Source organism: Kitasatospora sp. NPDC088548 (genome assembly GCF_044753005.1).
Classification (GTDB): domain Bacteria; phylum Actinomycetota; class Actinomycetes; order Streptomycetales; family Streptomycetaceae; genus Kitasatospora.
This window is the reverse complement of sequence record NZ_JBIVMI010000016.1, coordinates 111,721-128,874: the sequence shown is the minus strand read 5'-3', so window position 1 is coordinate 128,874 and position 17,154 is coordinate 111,721. Positions and strand designations below refer to the sequence as shown.

Below are 17,154 nucleotides of genomic sequence, written 5' to 3'. Positions count from 1 at the left end.
GTCCGGGCCTCGCGGGCGGGCCGGGGATGACACTGTCGCGCGACGCCACCGGGCGTTCGCGCCGTGCTCCCCTGCCCCGAACGGTCCGGCACCCCGATGCACCGACGCCGATCGCCGCCAGGAGAGAGCGCCTTGACCACCGCTGCCTCAGCCACCCTGCCCGCCCAGGGTTCCAGCTTCGCCCCCGTCGACCCGACGGTCTCCGACCCCGGCGGTGCGCTGCTCCGGCTGCTGACCGACCGCAGCGCCGATCTCCCCCAGGTGGACCCCGGCCATGTCGCCGCCGCCGCGCTGCGCGGCCGCCACGCCGGCTCGGACTTCGCCGAGCTGCGCGGGCTGGCCGTGGACGCCGCCGCGTCGATGATCGCCGAGGACCCGCAGTACTCGAAGCTGGCCGCGCGCCTGCTCGCGCTGGAGATCGTCGACGAGGCGGTCAGCCAGGGCTCGGTCTCCTTCTCCGCCTCGGTCGCGGTCGGCCACGCCGAGGGCCTGATCGGCGACACCACCGCCGCCTTCGTCGCCAAGCACGCCGCGACCCTGGACGCGCTCGTCGACCCGCGGGGCGACGACCGCTTCGAGTACTTCGGCCTGCGCACCGTGCAGTCCCGCTACCTGCTGCGCCACCCGATCACCCGCAAGGTGGTCGAGACCCCGCAGCACTTCCTGCTCCGCGTCGCCAGCGGCCTGGCGGTCGGCGACAACGAGCAGTCGGTGCGCGAGGTGGCCGAGCTGTACGGCCTGATGAGCCGGCTGGAGTACCTGACCTCCTCCCCGACCCTGTTCAACTCCGGCACCCGGCACCCGCAGATGTCGAGCTGCTACCTGCTCGACTCCCCGCTGGACAACCTGGACTCGATCTACTCCCGGTACGCCCAGATCGCCCGTCTCTCCAAGCACGCCGGCGGCATCGGCCTGTCCTACTCGCGGATCCGCTCGCGCGGCAGCCTGATCCGGGGCACCAACGGCAAGTCCAACGGCATCGTCCCGTTCCTGCGCACCCTCGACTCCTCGGTCGCCGCCGTCAACCAGGGCGGCCGCCGCAAGGGCGCGGCCTGCGTCTACCTGGAGACCTGGCACGCGGACATCGAGGAGTTCCTGGAGCTGCGCGACAACACCGGTGAGGAGGCGCGCCGCACGCACAACCTCAACCTGGCGCACTGGATCCCGGACGAGTTCATGCGCCGGGTCAACGCCAACGCCGACTGGTCGCTGTTCTCCCCCGCCGACGTGCCCGAGCTGGTCGACCTCTGGGGTGCCGAGTTCGACGAGGCGTACCTGAAGGCCGAGCAGTCCGGCAAGGCCGTCCGCACCATCCCCGCGCAGACCCTGTACGCCCGGATGATGCGCACCCTGGCGCAGACCGGCAACGGCTGGATGACCTTCAAGGACGCCTCCAACCGCGCCGCCAACCAGACCGCGCTGCCCGGCCGCACGGTGCACAGCTCCAACCTCTGCACCGAGATCCTGGAGGTCACGGACGACTCCGAGACCGCCGTCTGCAACCTCGGCTCGGTCAACCTCGGCGCCCACGTCGCCGCCGGCGCCACCGCCGACGACCTGCTGAACGCGCTGGACTGGGACCGCCTGGACGCCACCGTCCGCACCGCCGTCACCTTCCTCGACCGCGTGGTGGACATCAACTTCTACCCGACCCCCGAGGCCGGTGCCTCCAACTCCCGCTGGCGCCCGGTGGGCCTCGGCGTGATGGGCCTGCAGGACGTCTTCTTCCAGCTGCGGATCGACTTCGACTCCGCCGAGGCGAAGCGGCTCTCCACCCTCATCGCCGAGCGCATCATGCTCACCGCGTACGAGCGCTCCAGCGAGCTGGCCGAGCAGCTGGGCCGCCACGAGGCGTACGGCGAGACCCGGGCCGCCCGCGGCGAGCTGCACATCGACCACTTCCCGAGCGCCGCTCCGGAGTGGGCCGACCGCTGGGCCGCCCTGCGGACCAGGCTCGCCGAGACCGGCCTGCGCAACTCGCTGCTGCTGGCCATCGCGCCGACCGCGACCATCGCCTCGATCGCCGGCGTCTACGAGTGCATCGAGCCGCAGGTCTCCAACCTGTTCAAGCGCGAGACCCTCTCCGGCGAGTTCCTCCAGGTCAACCCGTACCTGGTGCGCGAGCTGAAGGAGCTCGGCGTCTGGGACCAGCAGACCCGGGACGCGCTGCGCGACGCCAACGGCTCCGTCCAGGACCTCAACTGGCTGCCCGCCGAGGTCCGCTCGCTCTACCGCACGGCCTGGGAGCTGCCCCAGCGCGCGCTGATCGACCTGGCCGCCGCCCGGATGCCGTACATCGACCAGAGCCAGTCGCTGAACCTCTTCATGGCCGCGCCCACCATCGGCAAGCTCAGCTCGATGTACGCGTACGCCTGGAAGGTCGGTCTGAAGACCACCTACTACCTGCGCTCGCGCCCGGCGACCCGGATCGCCCAGGCCGCCTCGGGCGCCGCCCGCGCCGCCGCCCCCGTCCCGGTGGCGTCCCCGACCCTCACGCCGGAGGAGGAGGCCGCCCTGGCCTGCTCCCTGGAGAACCCCGAGTCCTGCGAGGCCTGCCAGTAATGTCCGACGATCGCCAGAAGATGCTGCTCGACCCCGGCTTCGAGCTGACCCTGCGCCCGATGCGCTACCCGTCGTTCTACGACCGGTACCGCGACGCGATCAAGAACACCTGGACCGTCGAGGAGGTGGACCTGCACTCCGACGTCGCCGACCTGGCCAAGCTGAGCGAGGGCGAGCGCCACCTGATCGGCCGGCTGGTGGCGTTCTTCGCCACCGGTGACTCGATCGTCTCCAACAACGTGGTGCTGAGCCTCTACAAGCACATCAACTCGCCCGAGGCCCGGCTCTACCTGTCCCGGCAGCTGTTCGAGGAGGCCGTGCACGTCCAGTTCTATCTGACGCTGCTCGACACCTACCTGCCCGACCCCGAGGACCGCGCGGCGGCCTTCGACGCGGTGGAGAACATCCCCTCCATCCGCCAGAAGGCGCAGTTCTGCTTCAAGTACATGAACGCGGTCGACCACATCGACTCGCTGCAGACGAAGGAGGACAGGCGGGCGTTCCTGCTCAACCTGATCTGCTTCGCGGCGTGTGTGGAGGGGCTGTTCTTCTACGGTGCGTTCGCGTACGTGTACTGGTTCCGGTCGCGTGGTCTGCTGCACGGCCTGGCCACCGGTACGAACTGGGTGTTCCGCGACGAGTCCATGCACATGGACTTCGCGATGTCGGTCGTGGACACCGTTCGCGAGGAGGAGCCCGACCTCTTCGACGACGAGATGGCCAAGCAGGTGACGGAGATGCTGGAGGAGGCCGTCGAGGCCGAGCTCCAGTTCGCCCAGGACCTGTGCGGCGACGGCCTGGCCGGCATGAACACCGAGTCGATGCGGCAGTACCTGGAGGCCGTGGCGGACCAGCGCCTCGCGCGGCTCGGTCTGCCGATCCGGTACGGGTCGACCAACCCGTTCGGCTTCATGGAGCTCCAGAACGTGCAGGAGCTGACCAACTTCTTCGAGCGCCGGGTGTCGGCGTACCAGGTGGCGGTCGAGGGCTCGGTCGCCTTCGACGACGACTTCTAAAGAAGAAGACGAAACGACGCTGCCCCGCACGGCCTGTGGCCGTGCGGGGCAGCGCTGTTGGTTCAGAGGGACGGAAACTCCCCGCCCTTGACCCCGGCGAGGAACGACGACCATGCGTCGGCCGCGAACAGCAGCGCGGGCCCGTCCGGGTCCTTGGAGTCACGTACGGGCACAGCGCCGATCAGACCACTGGCCACCTCGATGCAATCGCTCTGTGCGCCGGAGTAGGAGGACTTGCACCACTCAAGTCCGGCAGCGGAAACAGACGGCAGGAACATACTCACCATTTCTAGACCTTGTCCTTTGCACGCTCGATGAGTGCGACCGATTCGGTGCGCGGCAGCGACTCCGCCAGAGCACGGCGAAACAGGTTGGTGTACTTGAACACTTCCTCCGGCTCCTCGATGTAGAGCGTGCTGAGGAGGCTGTCGACGTACACCACATCCGTCTCTGTCGCCTCGGGGAAGCTCAGGATGGCAACAGGGCCGAAGAGTGCAGCGTGAACGTCAGATTCCTCCGGCAGGACCTGGACGTTGATGTTCGGCTGTTCGGCACTCGCCATCAGGAAGTCGAGTTGCTCCCGCATGACCGACCGGCCACCAATCCGATGCTTCAGCACGGATTCCGAGAGAACGACCCACATGCGAAGTGGCGCCTCCCGCGTCAGCACTGCCCGCCGTTCCTGACGAACCTTCGTGAGCCGCTCGACCTGCTCCGCGGTCGCATCCTCTATCTGGGCACGGACCACCGCACGCGTGTAGTCCTCCGTCTGCAGCAGTCCCGGCACCAGGAACGTCTGGATGCTGTACATGTCCGACGCGTCGGATTCCAGCGCGATGTAGTCGGCATAGAGCGGCGACAGCGTGTCCGAGTAGCGGTCCCACCATCCGCGCAGACGACCTTCGCGCGACAGTGCCTCCAGCCTGCTGCGGGTCGCCGACTCCACCACCCCGTACAGGTCGAGCAGCAGCCGAAGATCCACCAACCGAATCCCTGACTGCGCGGCCTCGATTCGACTGATCTTGCTCTCGGCGCAGGCAAGCTGCCGAGCCGACTGGGCAATCGTCAGATCCGCTTCCGCCCGCAGCTCCTTGAGCGTTCGAGCCAGCCGTCGCTGCCGAACTGTCGGATTCCGGTTCACGGGCACCGTCGCGACCTCCCCACTTCTGTGATCTGCCAGTCTGCCCTCCCCTGCCACCCGACAACAATCTTTGACCGGTTCCAAAGTGGGGACTTGCACTTTGGAATCCCCCAGGAGCATGCTACTCAACGTAGCTCACCATTCGACACAGCGTGATGATTGTGGGCTCATCACCCGGGCATCCCCATGCCTTCTTCAGTCGTCTTCACCCCTCACCCCTCAGAGGTGGCGCCGCCATGCCTGAAACCGTCTCCCCCGCCCCCACCGAACACGCCTGCTGGCTCCCCCGGCACCGAAAGTCCGCCGGCGCGGCCCGCCAGGAGCTGCACCACTTCCTCGCCCACCACCAGGGCGTCGAATACCTGCTCTACACCGGCGAGTTGCTGCTTTCCGAGCTGGTCGCCAACGCCGTGCAGCACGCCCGTACGCCCCAGGGCCGCCTGATCCAGATCCGTTTCGGACTCTCCGAAAACCTCCTGCGCATCGAAGTCCACGACGCCGACAGCGAGAAGCCCGCGCTCCGAACCACCTCCACCTCCGACGAATCCGGCCGAGGGCTGTTCCTCGTCAAGGAGTTGGCCGCCCAGTGGGGCTGCTGCCCGCGTGCGGGCGGCATCGGCAAGTTCATCTGGTGCCACATCTCCGCCCCCGCCGAGGCCGCCGCGTGAACGCCGTGCGGGCCGAGATCACCGGCATCATGCTCCCGACCGTCTTCCCGAGCCTCGACCACGCGCTCCCCGTCCTCTGGGAGCACGTCCGAACGCGCCCGATCCGCGCGGCCCACCGCGACTTCATCCGCCTCTGCATCGGCCCCGGCGGCGGCGACGGTGTCGCCCGCTGCCTCACCCGCGGCGGCCTCTGGAGCATGACCCTCTGCATCGGCGAGCTCACCGACTGGACCGCCCACCCGATCACCATCACCACCCACCAGCCCTGAACTCCCCCGCCCCGCCCGCGCGCGGGGCCTGCACCTTGCTTCGACGCCGCACCACCACGGCCGAGCCACAGCCATCCGTTCCGGCGGACCCTTGCCCCCCGCAAGGGTCCGCCACAGAAGCGGCACCGTCGTAGCTGAACTTTTGAGTGCCTGTTCGAAGTTGAGCTGGTTTCCAGTATCGGAAACGCGAACCTCTTGCCTGCGCCCGGCTCAACTCGGGAGCATCGTCGGGAGACCGAGCGAGGAGACAACGTGGAGCTGACACGGCTTGTGGGTTCCTGCGACGAGGGCGAGTGCCCGACGCTCTACCTGACGGACCGAGGCACCCTCGCCGTCCAGGGCGAGCATCTGACCGAGCACGATCTTAAGATTCCGGCGCACGAGACGCTGGTCGAAATTCCCATCGAACTCGTTCGAAAGGCCATCCGTGACAACCTCATCTAGGACCCTCGGAGACTGGTTCTCGAATTTCAATCGAGAGGCGTTCCGGCTGGAAACGCTGGACGACTACAGCCAGTCCGGCGGAGTGGACGCCTATCACGCCTTCCTCGCAGGCGAGGAGCAACCGGAGGGCTACAAGTCCGCTGGCTGGGTCACGACCGTAGCCGATGCCACCCAGGCCGGTAAGCGCATGTATCGGGTGCACGTCCTCTCTCGCCCGCTCACGGATTACCTCCGGTTCGAGCTCGCGTGGGGATACCACCGCAACATGGCGGCTGGTGAAGAGTTCTTCATCCTCGACACCACAGGCCAGGAGAACCCTGTTCCCGAGGCGCCGGACTTCTGGCTCTTTGATGACGAGACCGTTGCCGAGATGAACTATGACGGCAACGGAAAGTATCGCGGAACTGGATTCCTCACCGGCAGCCGGATCGCCCAGTTCAAGGCATACCGTGACATTGCGATGGCGAAATCCGTCCCGTTCACGGAATGGTGGGCCGAACACGGCGAGTGAACAGAACACGGCTCGGGGCAGCACTGCGGGAACTTCGGCAGGCTTCTGGCAAGGAAGCCAAGGCCGTGGCCCGTGGCGCTGTCATGTCCCCGAGCAAGTTGAGCAAGATTGAAACTGGCAAGGTACCACCCACCGTCGCAGACGTGGAACGCATCCTTACGGCCATAGGCGTGTCCGACGAGGTCAAGGCCGAGTACATGGCCGCTGCGAGAGCCGAGGCCACGGAGACGACGGCCTGGCGCCTGATCCGACGTCTGGGGCACCACCGCAAGCAGCAGCAGATCAAAGCGCTGGACGACTCGACCGAGCTTCTTCGCGTGTTCCAGCCGTCTCTTGTTCCTGGGCTGCTTCAGACCCCTGAATACGTGCGAGCCGTATTCGGGAGGAAAGACCTCAGTGAGGAGCAGCTGTCTCGGGCGGTTTCAGCGCGGCTTGTAAGACAACAGTCCCTCTACGACGCCACCAAGACGCTGCAGTTCGTCATCACCGAGCCCGTTCTTCGCTGGCGCCTCGTTCCCGCCGCGATGATGGCCGGACAGCTGGACCGCATCATCTCCGCTTCCCGCCTCGGCCATGTCGACATTCGGGTCGTTCCGCTGGCTGCACCTCAGTCCGACGTGCCGGCGCACTCCTTTGTCATCCGCGATGACCGCATGGTCACGGTCGAGACCGTGCACGCTGAGGTAACGGTCACCGACCCGCGCGACATTGAGGTGTACGTGCGGAAGTTCAACGGGTTCTCCGACGCCGCCGTGTCCGGCGACGTGATGCGGCACATGCTCGAAAACATCCGGGACGAGTTCCTGGGGGACCAGGAAGGCGCCCCGTAGCACCTCCCATCTCACCGCCAACGCTTGGCAAATGGTTCCGACGGCCCCCTTGCTCCTCGCAAGGGGGCCGCAGGAAGTCAGCCGTATGGTCCCCCTGAAAATCCACAACGCCTTTGTGGCGCTTCCTCGTTGGCCGGCAGGATTCCTGGGCGAGATCTTCAGTCCAGAACGGGAAACGCCTCCCTCCCACCGGGACAGGGCTTCATGCAGATCCCTGGCATCGTGACCAAGAAGCCGAGGGAGTAGCGATGGACAACAGGTCGGATTCAACACGGATCGCGGGTACAGAGTGCACGAGTGGGCTTCCCGCCATCGGGAGACGCCGCAGGATCTCTGCCGATAGCCGAGTCACCCGACAGGAACCGACCCCAGCAGGCCTTCGCGGCGCAGGAAGTCGGCCGGTCCGAGTTGATTCCCGGGTTGCTCCAGAGCGCCGAATACGTCTCGGCCGTTTTCGCCCTGCACCCAGAGTTGTCGTCAGAGGCCAAGACAAAGACCATCGCGGCTCGACTGGAGCGCCAGGCCGTCCTGTACGACCGCCATCGAGAGTTCCATTTCGTCATCTGCGAACATGTACTGCGGTGGCGGATATGCCCTCCCGCCGCCATGGCCACACAGCTCGATCGCCTGGTGTCACTGTCCCGACTTCCCAATGTGACCATCGGAGTTCTTCCTCTCTCCAGGCTCATGCCTGACTTCCCGATGACCTGCTTCAGCATGTATGACGATCGCCTGGCCATCGTGGAGACGTTCCATTCGGAGATCACCACGCACGATCCGAGGGACGTCGGAATCTACTTGTCAAAATTCGCCGCATTCGATGCTGCGGCACTATATGAAGATGACATGCGCGCACTGACCGAAGGAATCCGAGACGAGTTCTTTCAGGAACAGGAAAGCGCGTAGGAATCTCCCCGCATCTCTCGTAATTTGGTGACTCGCCGAAACGATCCGAGAGTCACGGGAGCACTCCATGTCCGCCGCCGATCTCGCACAGCCGGCCGACACGAACTGTCCGCCGAAGCGTCGCCGTACCCACGCGGAACTCATGGAGCGGATCGGCGACAACCCGGTCCGGAAGGACCTGGCGATCGGCCATCTGGCCGAGCTGGTGGGGTGCGGGACGGCAGGGCCCTGGCCCGGCCGCTGTTCGAACCGGGTACCTCGCCGTGACCGCCTCCCGCGGCTCCTCCCCTTGAATCTTCCCGCCCAAGTCCTGGGCGGGACGGGGCCGTTCCATGCCCCGAAGTGATACCGGAAGGTGCAGGCGATGACTGAGCGCAACCTGTACGAACTCGACCTCTCGCAGGTCGAGTTCAACCGTGCGTGCGGCGGCAACCAGGGCGGGGGTGACGACGGCGAGTCGTGTGTGACCCTCGGCGTCGTGCCGCAGGCCCCGGGTGTCTTCGCCCTGGGCGACAGCAAGCGTCCCGACCACCAGCCGCTGCTGTTCACCGTCGAGGAGCTGACCGAGGCGGGGATCGACCCGGCGCGGTTCGGTCTGTCCGTCTGAAGTCCCCTGACAGCCCCGGCCGCCCGCAGCCCCGTGCGGCCGGCCGGGGCACCAACGCCACCGAGGAGAAGCGCAGTTGCACTTCCACGGCTACAAATGGGCCGGCGACGGCCGACTCCTCGCCAAGGAGTCGGAGCGCCGACCGATCGAGAGCGGCGGGTTCCGGCTCTCGGAGCTACCGCCGATGATGACGGGCTGGTGGCTGCTGCGGCCGACCTCCCAGCTCCGGGGCACCTGGGAGACGCCGACCAGTGCGGCCGACTGGCTCGCGCAACGGTACGGGGAGCACACACCGGGCGGTGATCCCTGGCTGCCGATCGAGGCACGGCGGCTCCGCGCGGTCGAACAACTGGCCAGGGCCGCTGACGTCGTGTGGTCCCGATGGATCTCCGACAGCCGCTGGACGGGCCACTACGCAATCGCCTGCCCCAACCGCACCTGGCCGAATATCCCCTGCCCCACCAAGCACGCCACCCGGCCGCCGGCCTCGGACTGACACAGTGCCCCGCCCCGCCCGGCGCCCACGCCGGGCGGGGCGGCCACATCCGCGCGTGGCCCCATGCACAGGAAGTCGACGACGCCGACTTTCTGTGCACATGCTCCCGTCGGCCCCAGTGGCCCGGACACCGCATCGATCGCCACCGCGACCGGGCGCGGCCCCTGCCCGTAGATCGCGGTCACCCCCGGCTCGCCGTACCGGTGCCAGGACGCGCTGTCCTCCCGGCCCCTCGAAACGCCGGCGACCACCCCACCCGGAGCAGCCTCGACCGGCTCGGGGGCCATCCCGAACCGCAACGGCCCGACCCCCACCATCCGGATGAACTCCCGGGCCACACCGGCAGCACACGCGTACGCACGATCCGCCCCCCGCTACGGTCCGGCGCACAGCCGAACGAAAGGGGTACGCCGTGACGACCGGAATCCTGGACTACCGGAGCGACGCGATCGTCCAGCTCATGAACATCCCGGAGGAGGACTGGACCGGGCAGGAGCTCAAGGACGCGCTCCAGCGGGCGATCATGCTGGAGTTGTCGACCATCCCGCCGTACGCCACCGCGCTCTGGTCGATCACCGATCCGGACAACAGCCAGCCGGTCCGCCACACCATCCGTGAGATCGTCTTCGACGAGATGTCGCACTTCGGCCTGGTCTGCAACATGCTCACCAGCATCGGCGGCACCGTCGTCCTCACCGACCCCGCCACGGTGCCGAAGTACCCGGGCGAGCTGCCGGGTGGCGTCAACCCCGGGCTGGAGGTCTTCCTCAGCGGGCTGACCCGCGAGTCGGCGGGCCTCTTCTCCGACATCGAGAAGCCCGAGAACCCGCTCGCCTTCGCCGCCGACGGCAATACGATCGGCGCCTTCTACCAGCGGATCGTCAATGTCTTCCCGAACTTCGCCCACCTCCTCACCGGGCAGCGGCAGGTGAGCTTCCCGCTCGGGTCGAGCCACGGCGCCGGCAACGACATCGTCCCGATGAACACCATCGACGACGTCCTGAAGGCGCTCGACATCATCCGGACCCAGGGCGAGGGCACCGACGCCTCCCCGGACAACCCCTTCCCCGGCGCCCCCGGCGAACTCGCCCACTACTACGCCTTCAAGGAGATCGCCGTCGGCAGGAAGCTGGTCCAGAACCCCACGACGAAGAAGTTCGAGTTCACCGGCCCCGACCTCCCGCTGCCGGACGCCCACCCGGTCGCCCGCGTCCCCGCCGGCGGCTGGGCCAACGACCCCGGCAACAAGCCCGACCAGGCCACGGCCGACCTCCTGCACACCTTCGACCAGCAGTACAGCGACATGCTGCGCGCCCTCGAACAGGCCTGGGGCGTTGCCGGGTCGGACTCGCTCTTCCAGGCGATCGGGCTGATGGGCCAGTTGCGCGGCACCGCCCAGCAGATCAACGGCGTGAAGCTCCCCGCCGACCCCCGCTTCACCTACGGCCCGGAGTGGCTCTTCGTCTCCGCCTGACAGAACGCCGCCGCCCCGTACGGAACTCCGGTACGGGGCGGCGGCGTTCGGCCGCTCAGCCCTTGACCGACCCGGCGGTCAGGCCCTGGGCGAGGCAGCGCCCCCGCCATCCACGATGGGCCACCGAGGGCCGTCCGGATCGCGCAGCCACACCCACTGGCGCTCCGGCGTGACGGTGATCCCGTAGTCGTACGGCGTCGGCCGGCCGTGCGCCTCCCACTGTTCCCACGCGGTCAGCAGTTCGTCGCCGATGCGCCGCCGACCGCCCTGGTGCAGCACCGCACTGCCGTCGCCACACGCGGACAGGGCCGCCCACGATGCGTTGCCGTCGTGGATCCAGGCGTTGACGCCGTCCTCGTCCCGGCCGGTGATCACCACGGCGTCCGGAACGGCGACGCGCACCGCGAACCGCAGGTCCCAGTCACCGGCGAGCGGGGCGAGGGCGCGTTCCAGGATCCGCTCGGCGCCGGGATCGCCACTGCCTCGCACCTTCACATACCCGTCGTAACCGGCTGACGCCGGAACCCGGCCGCACCGGTCAGCCATGAACCGCCCGAGACCCTGCACCCAGCCGCTCGCACCGCGCCCGTCGGCGGCCACCGTGAGCGCCACGTGCCCGAGCCGTCCCCACGGGTAGACGATCCGACCGCCCGGTCTGACGGCCTCGATCCACTCGTACGGGACGGTCTCCACCGCGTAGGTCGCGTGGATCCGGTCGAACGGACCCCCGGGCGGCACGCTGCTGGTGCCGTTGCCGACGAACACCTCGGCGTCGACCCCACCGGCGGCAAGCCGCTCGCGAGCAGGCACGACGAGGTCCTCGTCGATCTCCGTGGAGACGACCAGGCCGGGCCCGGCCCGCCACGCCGCGAGCGCGCAGCTCCAGCCCTGCCCCGTACCGATGTCCCACACCGTGTGACCGGGCTCCAGCATCAGGCTGTCCAGCATGTCCGCCACCACGGCGGGCGCCGAGAGGCTGGAGGACGGAAGCCCGTCGGTGACCTGGGTGACCGCCGCCGCGTCCGGGCCGGCGTACAGCTCGTCCGCCCACGCCGCCGGATCGGTCTGCCGGTCGAGCGGCACATAGGCGTGGCCCTCCCAGCGCCACAACCGATCCGGCGCGAACGCGTCGCGGGGCAGCGCGGCCATGGCCTCGCGCAGCCACGGCGAGTCGGCCGGCCACGCCCCACGCTGCTCCATCACCGCGTCCATCCGGGTACGACGGCCGGCCAGGTCGGCACTCACTTCTTGTGCTTCCCGCCGCCCGGCGGCGGAGGCGGCACCTGCCCGTCGGCATTGCCCGGCGGCGGGGTCCCCTGGCCCGGGTCCGGCGGCGGCTTCTCGTGGTCACCCATGCGTCGCTCCCTTCGGGTACGGAACACGTCCGGCCGGCCAACTCTGCCCGGCCCCGACGCTCGACGGCAGCCGCGCAGAGGATCACCCGGAGGTGGTGCGCCCACCCGAGGGGCGCGCCGGTGCGACCGCCCGCCCGCCGGAGTCGCGATTCGGAAGGACCTGGCAACCGGGCGCCTGGTCGAGTGGCACCGCCGGGCGGGCCCCGAACGCCACTCTGGACTCTTATGACGACTCCGGTACCGGCCGAACCGGTGAGGGAGGACGCTGGTACCGGTCCCGCCCGCACGAGACTTCCGGAGGAACGGTGAGCGCAGCACCCCTGCACGGCCGCCACGACGACCAGCAGCCCATCCCGCGGACCCAGGACGCCGTCGCCGTCGCCCTCCCACCAGCACAGCGGATGGAGTTCTACCGGGAGATGGGCGAGGCCGACGACTCGACGATCGGCGGCGTCCTGCGGCGTTGGTGGCTGCGCGCCCAGCTCTACCGCGACCCGGAGGGCGACCGTATCCACGCCGCCATCCAGTCCGGCACCGCCCCCGGAACCCCGGCCTCCACAGTTCTGCGCCGTCTCGGGGCCCTGTGAGCGACCGCATCCAGAACCCGGACGAGGACGACCCGAGCACGTCGGCCGACGTCTTCTCCGCCGTCGTCGCTTTCCTCGTCGATCTGCGCGAGAACCCCTCCCCTCATCTGAGCATGCCGATTCCAGGGAGACCCGGCATGCACTCGGCGCCGCTACGCCGGGATCTCGGGCTGGTGGAGTACGCGGTGGACGAGGGCCAGGATCCGTCTCGTGTCTACGTGTCCCGGATCCTGCGCGCGGACTGATCAGCCCCGCCTTGGGAGGGCGGACCTGTCCTACAACTATGGGTCCGGCCAGTACGTGGTCGTGTGCCCCGGCCAGATGCCCGCCCCGTACGGATCTCCCGTCCGGGGCGGCGGCGTCCGGCCGTTCAGCCCTTGACCGACCCGGCGGTCAGGCCCTGGGCGAGGTAGCGCTGGAGGAACTGGTAGACGACGATCACCGGCAGCGAGGTCACCAGCGCCCCGGCCGCGAACAGGCCGTAGTTCTGGTCCTGCTGGCCGGAGATGATCCCGTACAGGCCGACCGCGACCGTCTTGGAGTCGTTCGAGGTCAGGAAGATGTTCGCCAGGATGACGTCGTTGAGCGCGGCGGTCAGCGACAGGATCGAGATCACCACCAGCATCGGCGCGGCGAGCGGCAGGATCAGCCGGAAGAAGATCTGCGCGTGTCCGGCGCCGTCGACCTTGGCGGCCTCGTCGATCTCGCGCGGGATGGTGTCCAGGTAGCCCTTCATCAGCCAGGTGTTCACCCCCATCGCGCCGCCGAGGTAGACCAGCACCAGCCCCCACGGGGTGTCCAGGCCGATCGCCGGCACGATGTCGCCGATCTCGGCGAACAGCAGGTAGAGCGAGATCACCGCGAGGAACTGCGGGAACATCTGCACCAGGAAGACCGCCATCAGCCCGATCCGCCGGCCCCGGAAGCGGAACCGCGAGAAGCCGTACGCGGCGCACATCCCGAGGAAGACGTTCAGCACCGCGAAGCTGCCGCAGACCAGCGCCGTGTTGCCGAGCCAGCGGGCGAACGGGTACTGGTCGTTGGTGAACAGCGCGGTGAAGTTGGCGAGCGAGGCGTGCTCGGGCACCAGCGTGGACGACTGGAGCGTGCCGAGCGGGTTGAGCGCCGCCGAGAGCACGAACAGCAGCGGGAACAGCGCGAAGCAGACGGCGAGCACGGCGATCAGGTGCCGCCAGCCGAAGCGGCGCAGCCATCGGGTGGTGGTCATGCGTTCAGCTCCTCAAGGGCGCGGGTGCGGCGGAAGCCCACCAGGGTGATCAGACCGACCAGCAGGAAGATGACGATGGAGAGCGCGGCGGCGAAGCCGTACTGCGCGCCCTGCCCGCCGAAGGCCAGCCGGTAGGTGTAGCTGATCAGGATGTCGGTGGACCCGGCCGTGCCGCCCGCGCCGTCGAACGGCCCGCCGCCGGTGAGCAGTTGGATGGCGTTGAAGTTGTTGAAGTTGAAGGCGAACGAGGAGATCAGCACCGGCGCGGCGGCGACCAGCAGCAGCGGGAAGGTCACCGCCCGGAACGCCGTCCAGGGCTCGGCACCGTCGATCCGGGCGGACTCGTTGAGTTCGGCGGGCATCGCCTGCAGCACCCCCGTACAGATCAGCAGCATGTTGGGGAAGCCGAGCCAGAGGCTGGTGAGCAGGACCGCGAACCGGGCGTTCCACGGATCGCCCAGCCAGTCGATCCGGGTGTGCAGCACCTGGTTGAGCAGGCCGAAGTCCCGGTTGTACATGCTCTGCCAGATCAGGATGCCGATGAACGCGGGCATCGCGTACGGCAGCAGCAGCAGCGAGCGGTAGGCCCGCTGCCCGCGCAGCCGGGGGTGGTGCAGGGTGAGCGCCAGGCCGAGGCCGAGGGCGAAGGACGCGCCGGTGGAGAGCAGGGCGAAGCCGAAGGTCCAGGCGAGCACGCCGAGGAACGGGCCGCGGATCGCGGGGCTGGTGAGCACGGCGGTGAAGTTGGCGAAGCCGACGGTGCGGTGCCAGCCGGTGGGCAGGGTCCGCCCGGAGCCGTCGGTGGCGGTGAACCAGCCGTCCCGGGGCTGGTAGACGGTGCCGTCGCGGGTGTCGGTGAGGGTGTCGGCCTGCCGGTCGTACACCAGGACGGGCCGGGCGGTGGTGGCCGTGGAGAGGCCCTGGCTGACGATGAAGCCGCCGTCCACCGGCACCCGGAGGTCCTTGAGCTCCCCGGCCCTGCCGTTGATCTGGCCGAAGGTCAGGACGGTCAGGCCGGGCGCGGCGGTCACCCGGCCGTCCGGCGCGGTCGTGGTCCCGGCCGGGGCGGGGGCGAGGCCGCGTGCGGTGCCGGCCGAGACCTGCCCGGTGGCCGGGTCGGTGAGCAGCAGCACCAGGGGGCCGCCGTCCGCGCCGGTGGCGACGGTGAGCGTGTACGCGGGGCTGTCCGGCACCGGTTCGGCGGAGTGGTCGACGAGGGTGCGGACCGCCTGGTCCTTGGTGAGCAGGTGCCCGTCGCCGTAGTCGGTGAAGGAGACGGCGACGATGTACAGCACCGGGTAGGCCACGAAGGCGAGGAACAGCGCGGTGGCCGGGAGCAGGTACTTGGCGGGCAGCCGGCGCGGCGACAGGTAGATCCAGAACGTCGCGCCGACGGCGGCGGCCAGCACGCCCAGCGCGGCCCAGTGCCCGGCGTCGTACAGCTTGGGCGCGGCGTACAGGGCGACGGCGGCGACACCGGCCAGCAGGGTGATCTTCACCAGCTGCGCGGTGGCGGCGCCGGCCCGGCGCGGGGGCCGGCCGGGCGGGCGGCCCGGGGCCCCGGCGGAGGGGTCGGCCGGGCGCCTGCTGTCCTGAAGGGTGGGGGAGGTCATGGGTGGTCCCTGGTCCGGAGGGCGCCCGGCGGTGGTGGCCCGTCCGGGTGTCGGTGTTCGGGCGGTCCCACGGGGCGGCCGGGCGTGCCGACCCGTGGGACGGGCCCTACTTCGCGAGGGCCGCGCGGATGGCGTCGCCGGCCTGGCGCATGGTCTCGGCCGGGTCGGCACCGGCGACGATGCCGGCCTCGGCCTGGCCGAGCGGCCCCCAGATCGCGTTCATCGCGGGGATGGTCGGCAGCGGCTGGCCGCCGGCCCCGGCCGCCGCGAAGGAGCCGATGTCCGGGTCGGTGGCGGACACCTTCGCCAGCGCGGAGCTGAGCGCGGGCGGTTCCGGCGAGGCCTGGTAGAGCGCCAGCTGGCCCTCCTCGGAGCCGACCTCGCGGAGCAGGAACTCCTGGGCCAGCGGCTGGTTCCTCGCCTTGGCGGAGAGGTAGAAGCTCTGCACCCCGATGAACGGGCGGGCCGGGCCCTTGCCCGCCCAGCCGGGCACCGGCGAGATCGCGTACGGCAGACCGGCCTGCTTGACCTGTCCGAGCGCCCACGGCCCGGCCACCAGGAACGGGGTCTTCTTCCCGGTGAACAGCGAGATGGCGTTGGTGTCCACCGAGCGGTTGAGGAGCCCGGCGCCCTTCTCGCCGTACTGCCTGAACAGCTCGCCGGCCGCGATCGAGCCCGGCCCGCCGACGCCGAGGTCGGCGGTGTCGTAGCTGCCGTCCGCCTTGGTGCCGAACAGGTAGCCGCCGGCCGAGGTGAACAGCGGCTGGAGGGCGTACGCGTTGCCCTGCTGGCCGACCGGCAGGGCGAGCGGGACCTCGGCCGTACCGGCCTTGACGGCGGCCTGCGCGGCGCCGGCGAGGTCCTCGAAGGTGCCGGGTGCGGTGGGCGCCAGCTCGGTGTTGCGGAAGAGCACCAGGTTCTCGGTCGCGTACGGCAGCCCGTACTGCTGGCCGTTGTAGGCGACGGCGTCCAGCGCGGCCGGCTGGAACAGCGCCTTCTGCTGCCCGGTCAGCGGGACGGGCGCGACCACGCCGTTCTGCACCAGGTTGCCCAGCCAGTCGGAGGCGCCGACCACGAGGTCGGGGCCCTTGCCCGCGTTGGTGGCCGAGACGTACGCCTGCTGGGTGTTGACGGACTGCGGGACGACGGTGACCTTGACCCCGTGCTCCTTGCCGAACCGGTCGGCGAGCGGCTGCAGGGCGGCGGCCTGCTGGGTCTGCGCCCAGATCACCAGGTCGCCCTCGGCGCTCCCGATCGGCGGGGCGGTCATCGGGTCACCCGCCGCGGCCGTGGCCGGGCCGCTCGCGGACGGGGTGCCGGCGGGCGAGGTGCCACCGCAGGCCGTGGCGGTGGCCAGCAGGGCGAGGACGCCGAGCACGGCGTGTCTCCGGTAGCGCATGGTCCGAGACTCCTTCGTCCGGGAGGGGGCGGGGTTGCGGGGGGCGGG

19 protein-coding genes are annotated in these 17,154 nt (G+C 69.4%); 13 read left to right on the top strand and 6 right to left on the bottom strand.

Annotated elements, in window-relative coordinates:
• Positions 1 to 156 precede the first annotated feature (156 nt).
• Both ACIP82_RS21420 and ACIP82_RS21415 read left to right on the top strand, forming a co-directional pair.
• Positions 157 to 2,562 carry a ribonucleoside-diphosphate reductase subunit alpha gene (locus ACIP82_RS21420; RefSeq protein WP_363604899.1) on the top strand — a complete coding sequence of 802 codons (2,406 nt, stop codon included), beginning with the start codon at positions 157 to 159 and terminating at the stop codon, positions 2,560 to 2,562.
• Entirely contained in the window at positions 2,562 to 3,578 is a 1,017-nt protein-coding gene (locus ACIP82_RS21415) for a ribonucleotide-diphosphate reductase subunit beta (RefSeq protein ID WP_363604680.1), read from the top strand. Before ACIP82_RS21420 ends, ACIP82_RS21415 begins: the two co-directional genes overlap by 1 nt.
• A gap of 62 nt (positions 3,579 to 3,640) precedes the next feature.
• Here ACIP82_RS21415 and ACIP82_RS21410 read toward each other — a convergent pair whose 3' ends face one another.
• Positions 3,641 to 3,865, bottom strand: coding sequence for a DUF397 domain-containing protein (locus tag ACIP82_RS21410; RefSeq protein ID WP_400655208.1), 225 nt, complete (start codon positions 3,863 to 3,865; stop codon positions 3,641 to 3,643).
• 2 nt (positions 3,866 to 3,867) lie between these two features.
• Positions 3,868 to 4,725, bottom strand: coding sequence for a helix-turn-helix transcriptional regulator (locus ACIP82_RS21405; protein WP_363604679.1), 858 nt, complete (start codon positions 4,723 to 4,725; stop codon positions 3,868 to 3,870).
• A 230-nt stretch (positions 4,726 to 4,955) separates the two neighbouring features.
• Here ACIP82_RS21405 and ACIP82_RS21400 point away from each other — a divergent pair, with 230 nt between their 5' ends.
• The 9 genes from ACIP82_RS21400 (at position 4,956) to ACIP82_RS21360 (ending at position 10,924) form a co-directional block, all read left to right on the top strand.
• Complete coding sequence (locus ACIP82_RS21400) at positions 4,956 to 5,387, top strand: ATP-binding protein (protein WP_400655206.1); 432 nt, start codon at positions 4,956 to 4,958, stop codon at positions 5,385 to 5,387.
• The gene (locus ACIP82_RS21395; RefSeq protein WP_400655204.1) at positions 5,384 to 5,656 is read left to right on the top strand and encodes a hypothetical protein; all 273 of its coding nucleotides are present in this window, start codon (positions 5,384 to 5,386) and stop codon (positions 5,654 to 5,656) included. The genes ACIP82_RS21400 and ACIP82_RS21395 overlap by 4 nt, the downstream gene beginning before the upstream one ends.
• A 252-nt stretch (positions 5,657 to 5,908) precedes the next feature.
• The gene (locus ACIP82_RS21390; protein ID WP_363604675.1) at positions 5,909 to 6,100 is read left to right on the top strand and encodes a hypothetical protein; all 192 of its coding nucleotides are present in this window, start codon (positions 5,909 to 5,911) and stop codon (positions 6,098 to 6,100) included.
• Positions 6,084 to 6,611, top strand: coding sequence for a DUF6879 family protein (locus ACIP82_RS21385; RefSeq protein WP_363604674.1), 528 nt, complete (start codon positions 6,084 to 6,086; stop codon positions 6,609 to 6,611). The genes ACIP82_RS21390 and ACIP82_RS21385 overlap by 17 nt, the downstream gene beginning before the upstream one ends.
• Entirely contained in the window at positions 6,608 to 7,441 is an 834-nt protein-coding gene (locus tag ACIP82_RS21380; RefSeq protein WP_400655201.1) for a helix-turn-helix domain-containing protein, read from the top strand. Before ACIP82_RS21385 ends, ACIP82_RS21380 begins: the two co-directional genes overlap by 4 nt.
• Before the next feature lie 297 nt (positions 7,442 to 7,738).
• Positions 7,739 to 8,347, top strand: a complete 609-nt coding sequence (locus ACIP82_RS21375; RefSeq protein WP_400655199.1) for a DUF5753 domain-containing protein — start codon at positions 7,739 to 7,741, stop codon at positions 8,345 to 8,347.
• 364 nt (positions 8,348 to 8,711) lie between these two features.
• Positions 8,712 to 8,954: a DUF397 domain-containing protein gene (locus tag ACIP82_RS21370; protein WP_363604668.1), complete on the top strand. Its 243-nt coding sequence runs from the start codon at positions 8,712 to 8,714 to the stop codon at positions 8,952 to 8,954.
• 76 nt (positions 8,955 to 9,030) lie between these two features.
• Complete coding sequence (locus tag ACIP82_RS21365) at positions 9,031 to 9,450, top strand: hypothetical protein (RefSeq protein WP_400655197.1); 420 nt, start codon at positions 9,031 to 9,033, stop codon at positions 9,448 to 9,450.
• A gap of 412 nt (positions 9,451 to 9,862) precedes the next feature.
• Positions 9,863 to 10,924, top strand: a complete 1,062-nt coding sequence (locus ACIP82_RS21360) for a ferritin-like protein (protein ID WP_363604665.1) — start codon at positions 9,863 to 9,865, stop codon at positions 10,922 to 10,924.
• Between the two features lie 78 nt (positions 10,925 to 11,002).
• Here ACIP82_RS21360 and ACIP82_RS21355 read toward each other — a convergent pair whose 3' ends face one another.
• Complete coding sequence (locus ACIP82_RS21355) at positions 11,003 to 12,169, bottom strand: protein-L-isoaspartate O-methyltransferase (protein WP_400655194.1); 1,167 nt, start codon at positions 12,167 to 12,169, stop codon at positions 11,003 to 11,005.
• A 415-nt stretch (positions 12,170 to 12,584) separates the two neighbouring features.
• Between ACIP82_RS21355 and ACIP82_RS21350 the strand changes: the two genes are divergently transcribed.
• Together ACIP82_RS21350 and ACIP82_RS21345 are read left to right on the top strand one after the other, a co-directional pair.
• Complete coding sequence (locus ACIP82_RS21350; protein ID WP_363604661.1) at positions 12,585 to 12,866, top strand: hypothetical protein; 282 nt, start codon at positions 12,585 to 12,587, stop codon at positions 12,864 to 12,866.
• Entirely contained in the window at positions 12,863 to 13,111 is a 249-nt protein-coding gene (locus tag ACIP82_RS21345) for a hypothetical protein (protein WP_400655190.1), read from the top strand. Before ACIP82_RS21350 ends, ACIP82_RS21345 begins: the two co-directional genes overlap by 4 nt.
• Positions 13,112 to 13,236: 125 nt before the next feature.
• On the opposite strand, the gene ACIP82_RS21340 is transcribed toward ACIP82_RS21345, so the two are convergent.
• From ACIP82_RS21340 to ACIP82_RS21330, 3 genes are all read right to left on the bottom strand, one after another.
• Positions 13,237 to 14,094 (bottom strand): sugar ABC transporter permease, encoded by an 858-nt coding sequence (locus ACIP82_RS21340; RefSeq protein ID WP_363604658.1) that lies wholly within the window; start codon positions 14,092 to 14,094, stop codon positions 13,237 to 13,239.
• Positions 14,091 to 15,707 carry an ABC transporter permease subunit gene (locus ACIP82_RS21335; protein ID WP_400655187.1) on the bottom strand — a complete coding sequence of 539 codons (1,617 nt, stop codon included), beginning with the start codon at positions 15,705 to 15,707 and terminating at the stop codon, positions 14,091 to 14,093. The genes ACIP82_RS21340 and ACIP82_RS21335 overlap by 4 nt, the downstream gene beginning before the upstream one ends.
• A gap of 106 nt (positions 15,708 to 15,813) precedes the next feature.
• On the bottom strand, positions 15,814 to 17,106 hold the full coding sequence (locus ACIP82_RS21330) for an extracellular solute-binding protein (protein ID WP_363604655.1): 1,293 nt from the start codon (positions 17,104 to 17,106) through the stop codon (positions 15,814 to 15,816).
• Positions 17,107 to 17,154: the final 48 nt, after the last annotated feature.

Coding starts and splice junctions, on each gene's coding strand:
- ACIP82_RS21400 (WP_400655206.1), top strand. CDS start 4,956: ATGCCTGAAACCGTCTCCCCCGCCCCCACCGAACACGCCTGCTGGCTC.
- ACIP82_RS21370 (WP_363604668.1), top strand. CDS start 8,712: ATGACTGAGCGCAACCTGTACGAACTCGACCTCTCGCAGGTCGAGTTC.
- ACIP82_RS21335 (WP_400655187.1), bottom strand. CDS start 15,707: ATGACCTCCCCCACCCTTCAGGACAGCAGGCGCCCGGCCGACCCCTCC.
- ACIP82_RS21340 (WP_363604658.1), bottom strand. CDS start 14,094: ATGACCACCACCCGATGGCTGCGCCGCTTCGGCTGGCGGCACCTGATC.
- ACIP82_RS21410 (WP_400655208.1), bottom strand. CDS start 3,865: ATGGTGAGTATGTTCCTGCCGTCTGTTTCCGCTGCCGGACTTGAGTGG.
- ACIP82_RS21415 (WP_363604680.1), top strand. CDS start 2,562: ATGTCCGACGATCGCCAGAAGATGCTGCTCGACCCCGGCTTCGAGCTG.
- ACIP82_RS21330 (WP_363604655.1), bottom strand. CDS start 17,106: ATGCGCTACCGGAGACACGCCGTGCTCGGCGTCCTCGCCCTGCTGGCC.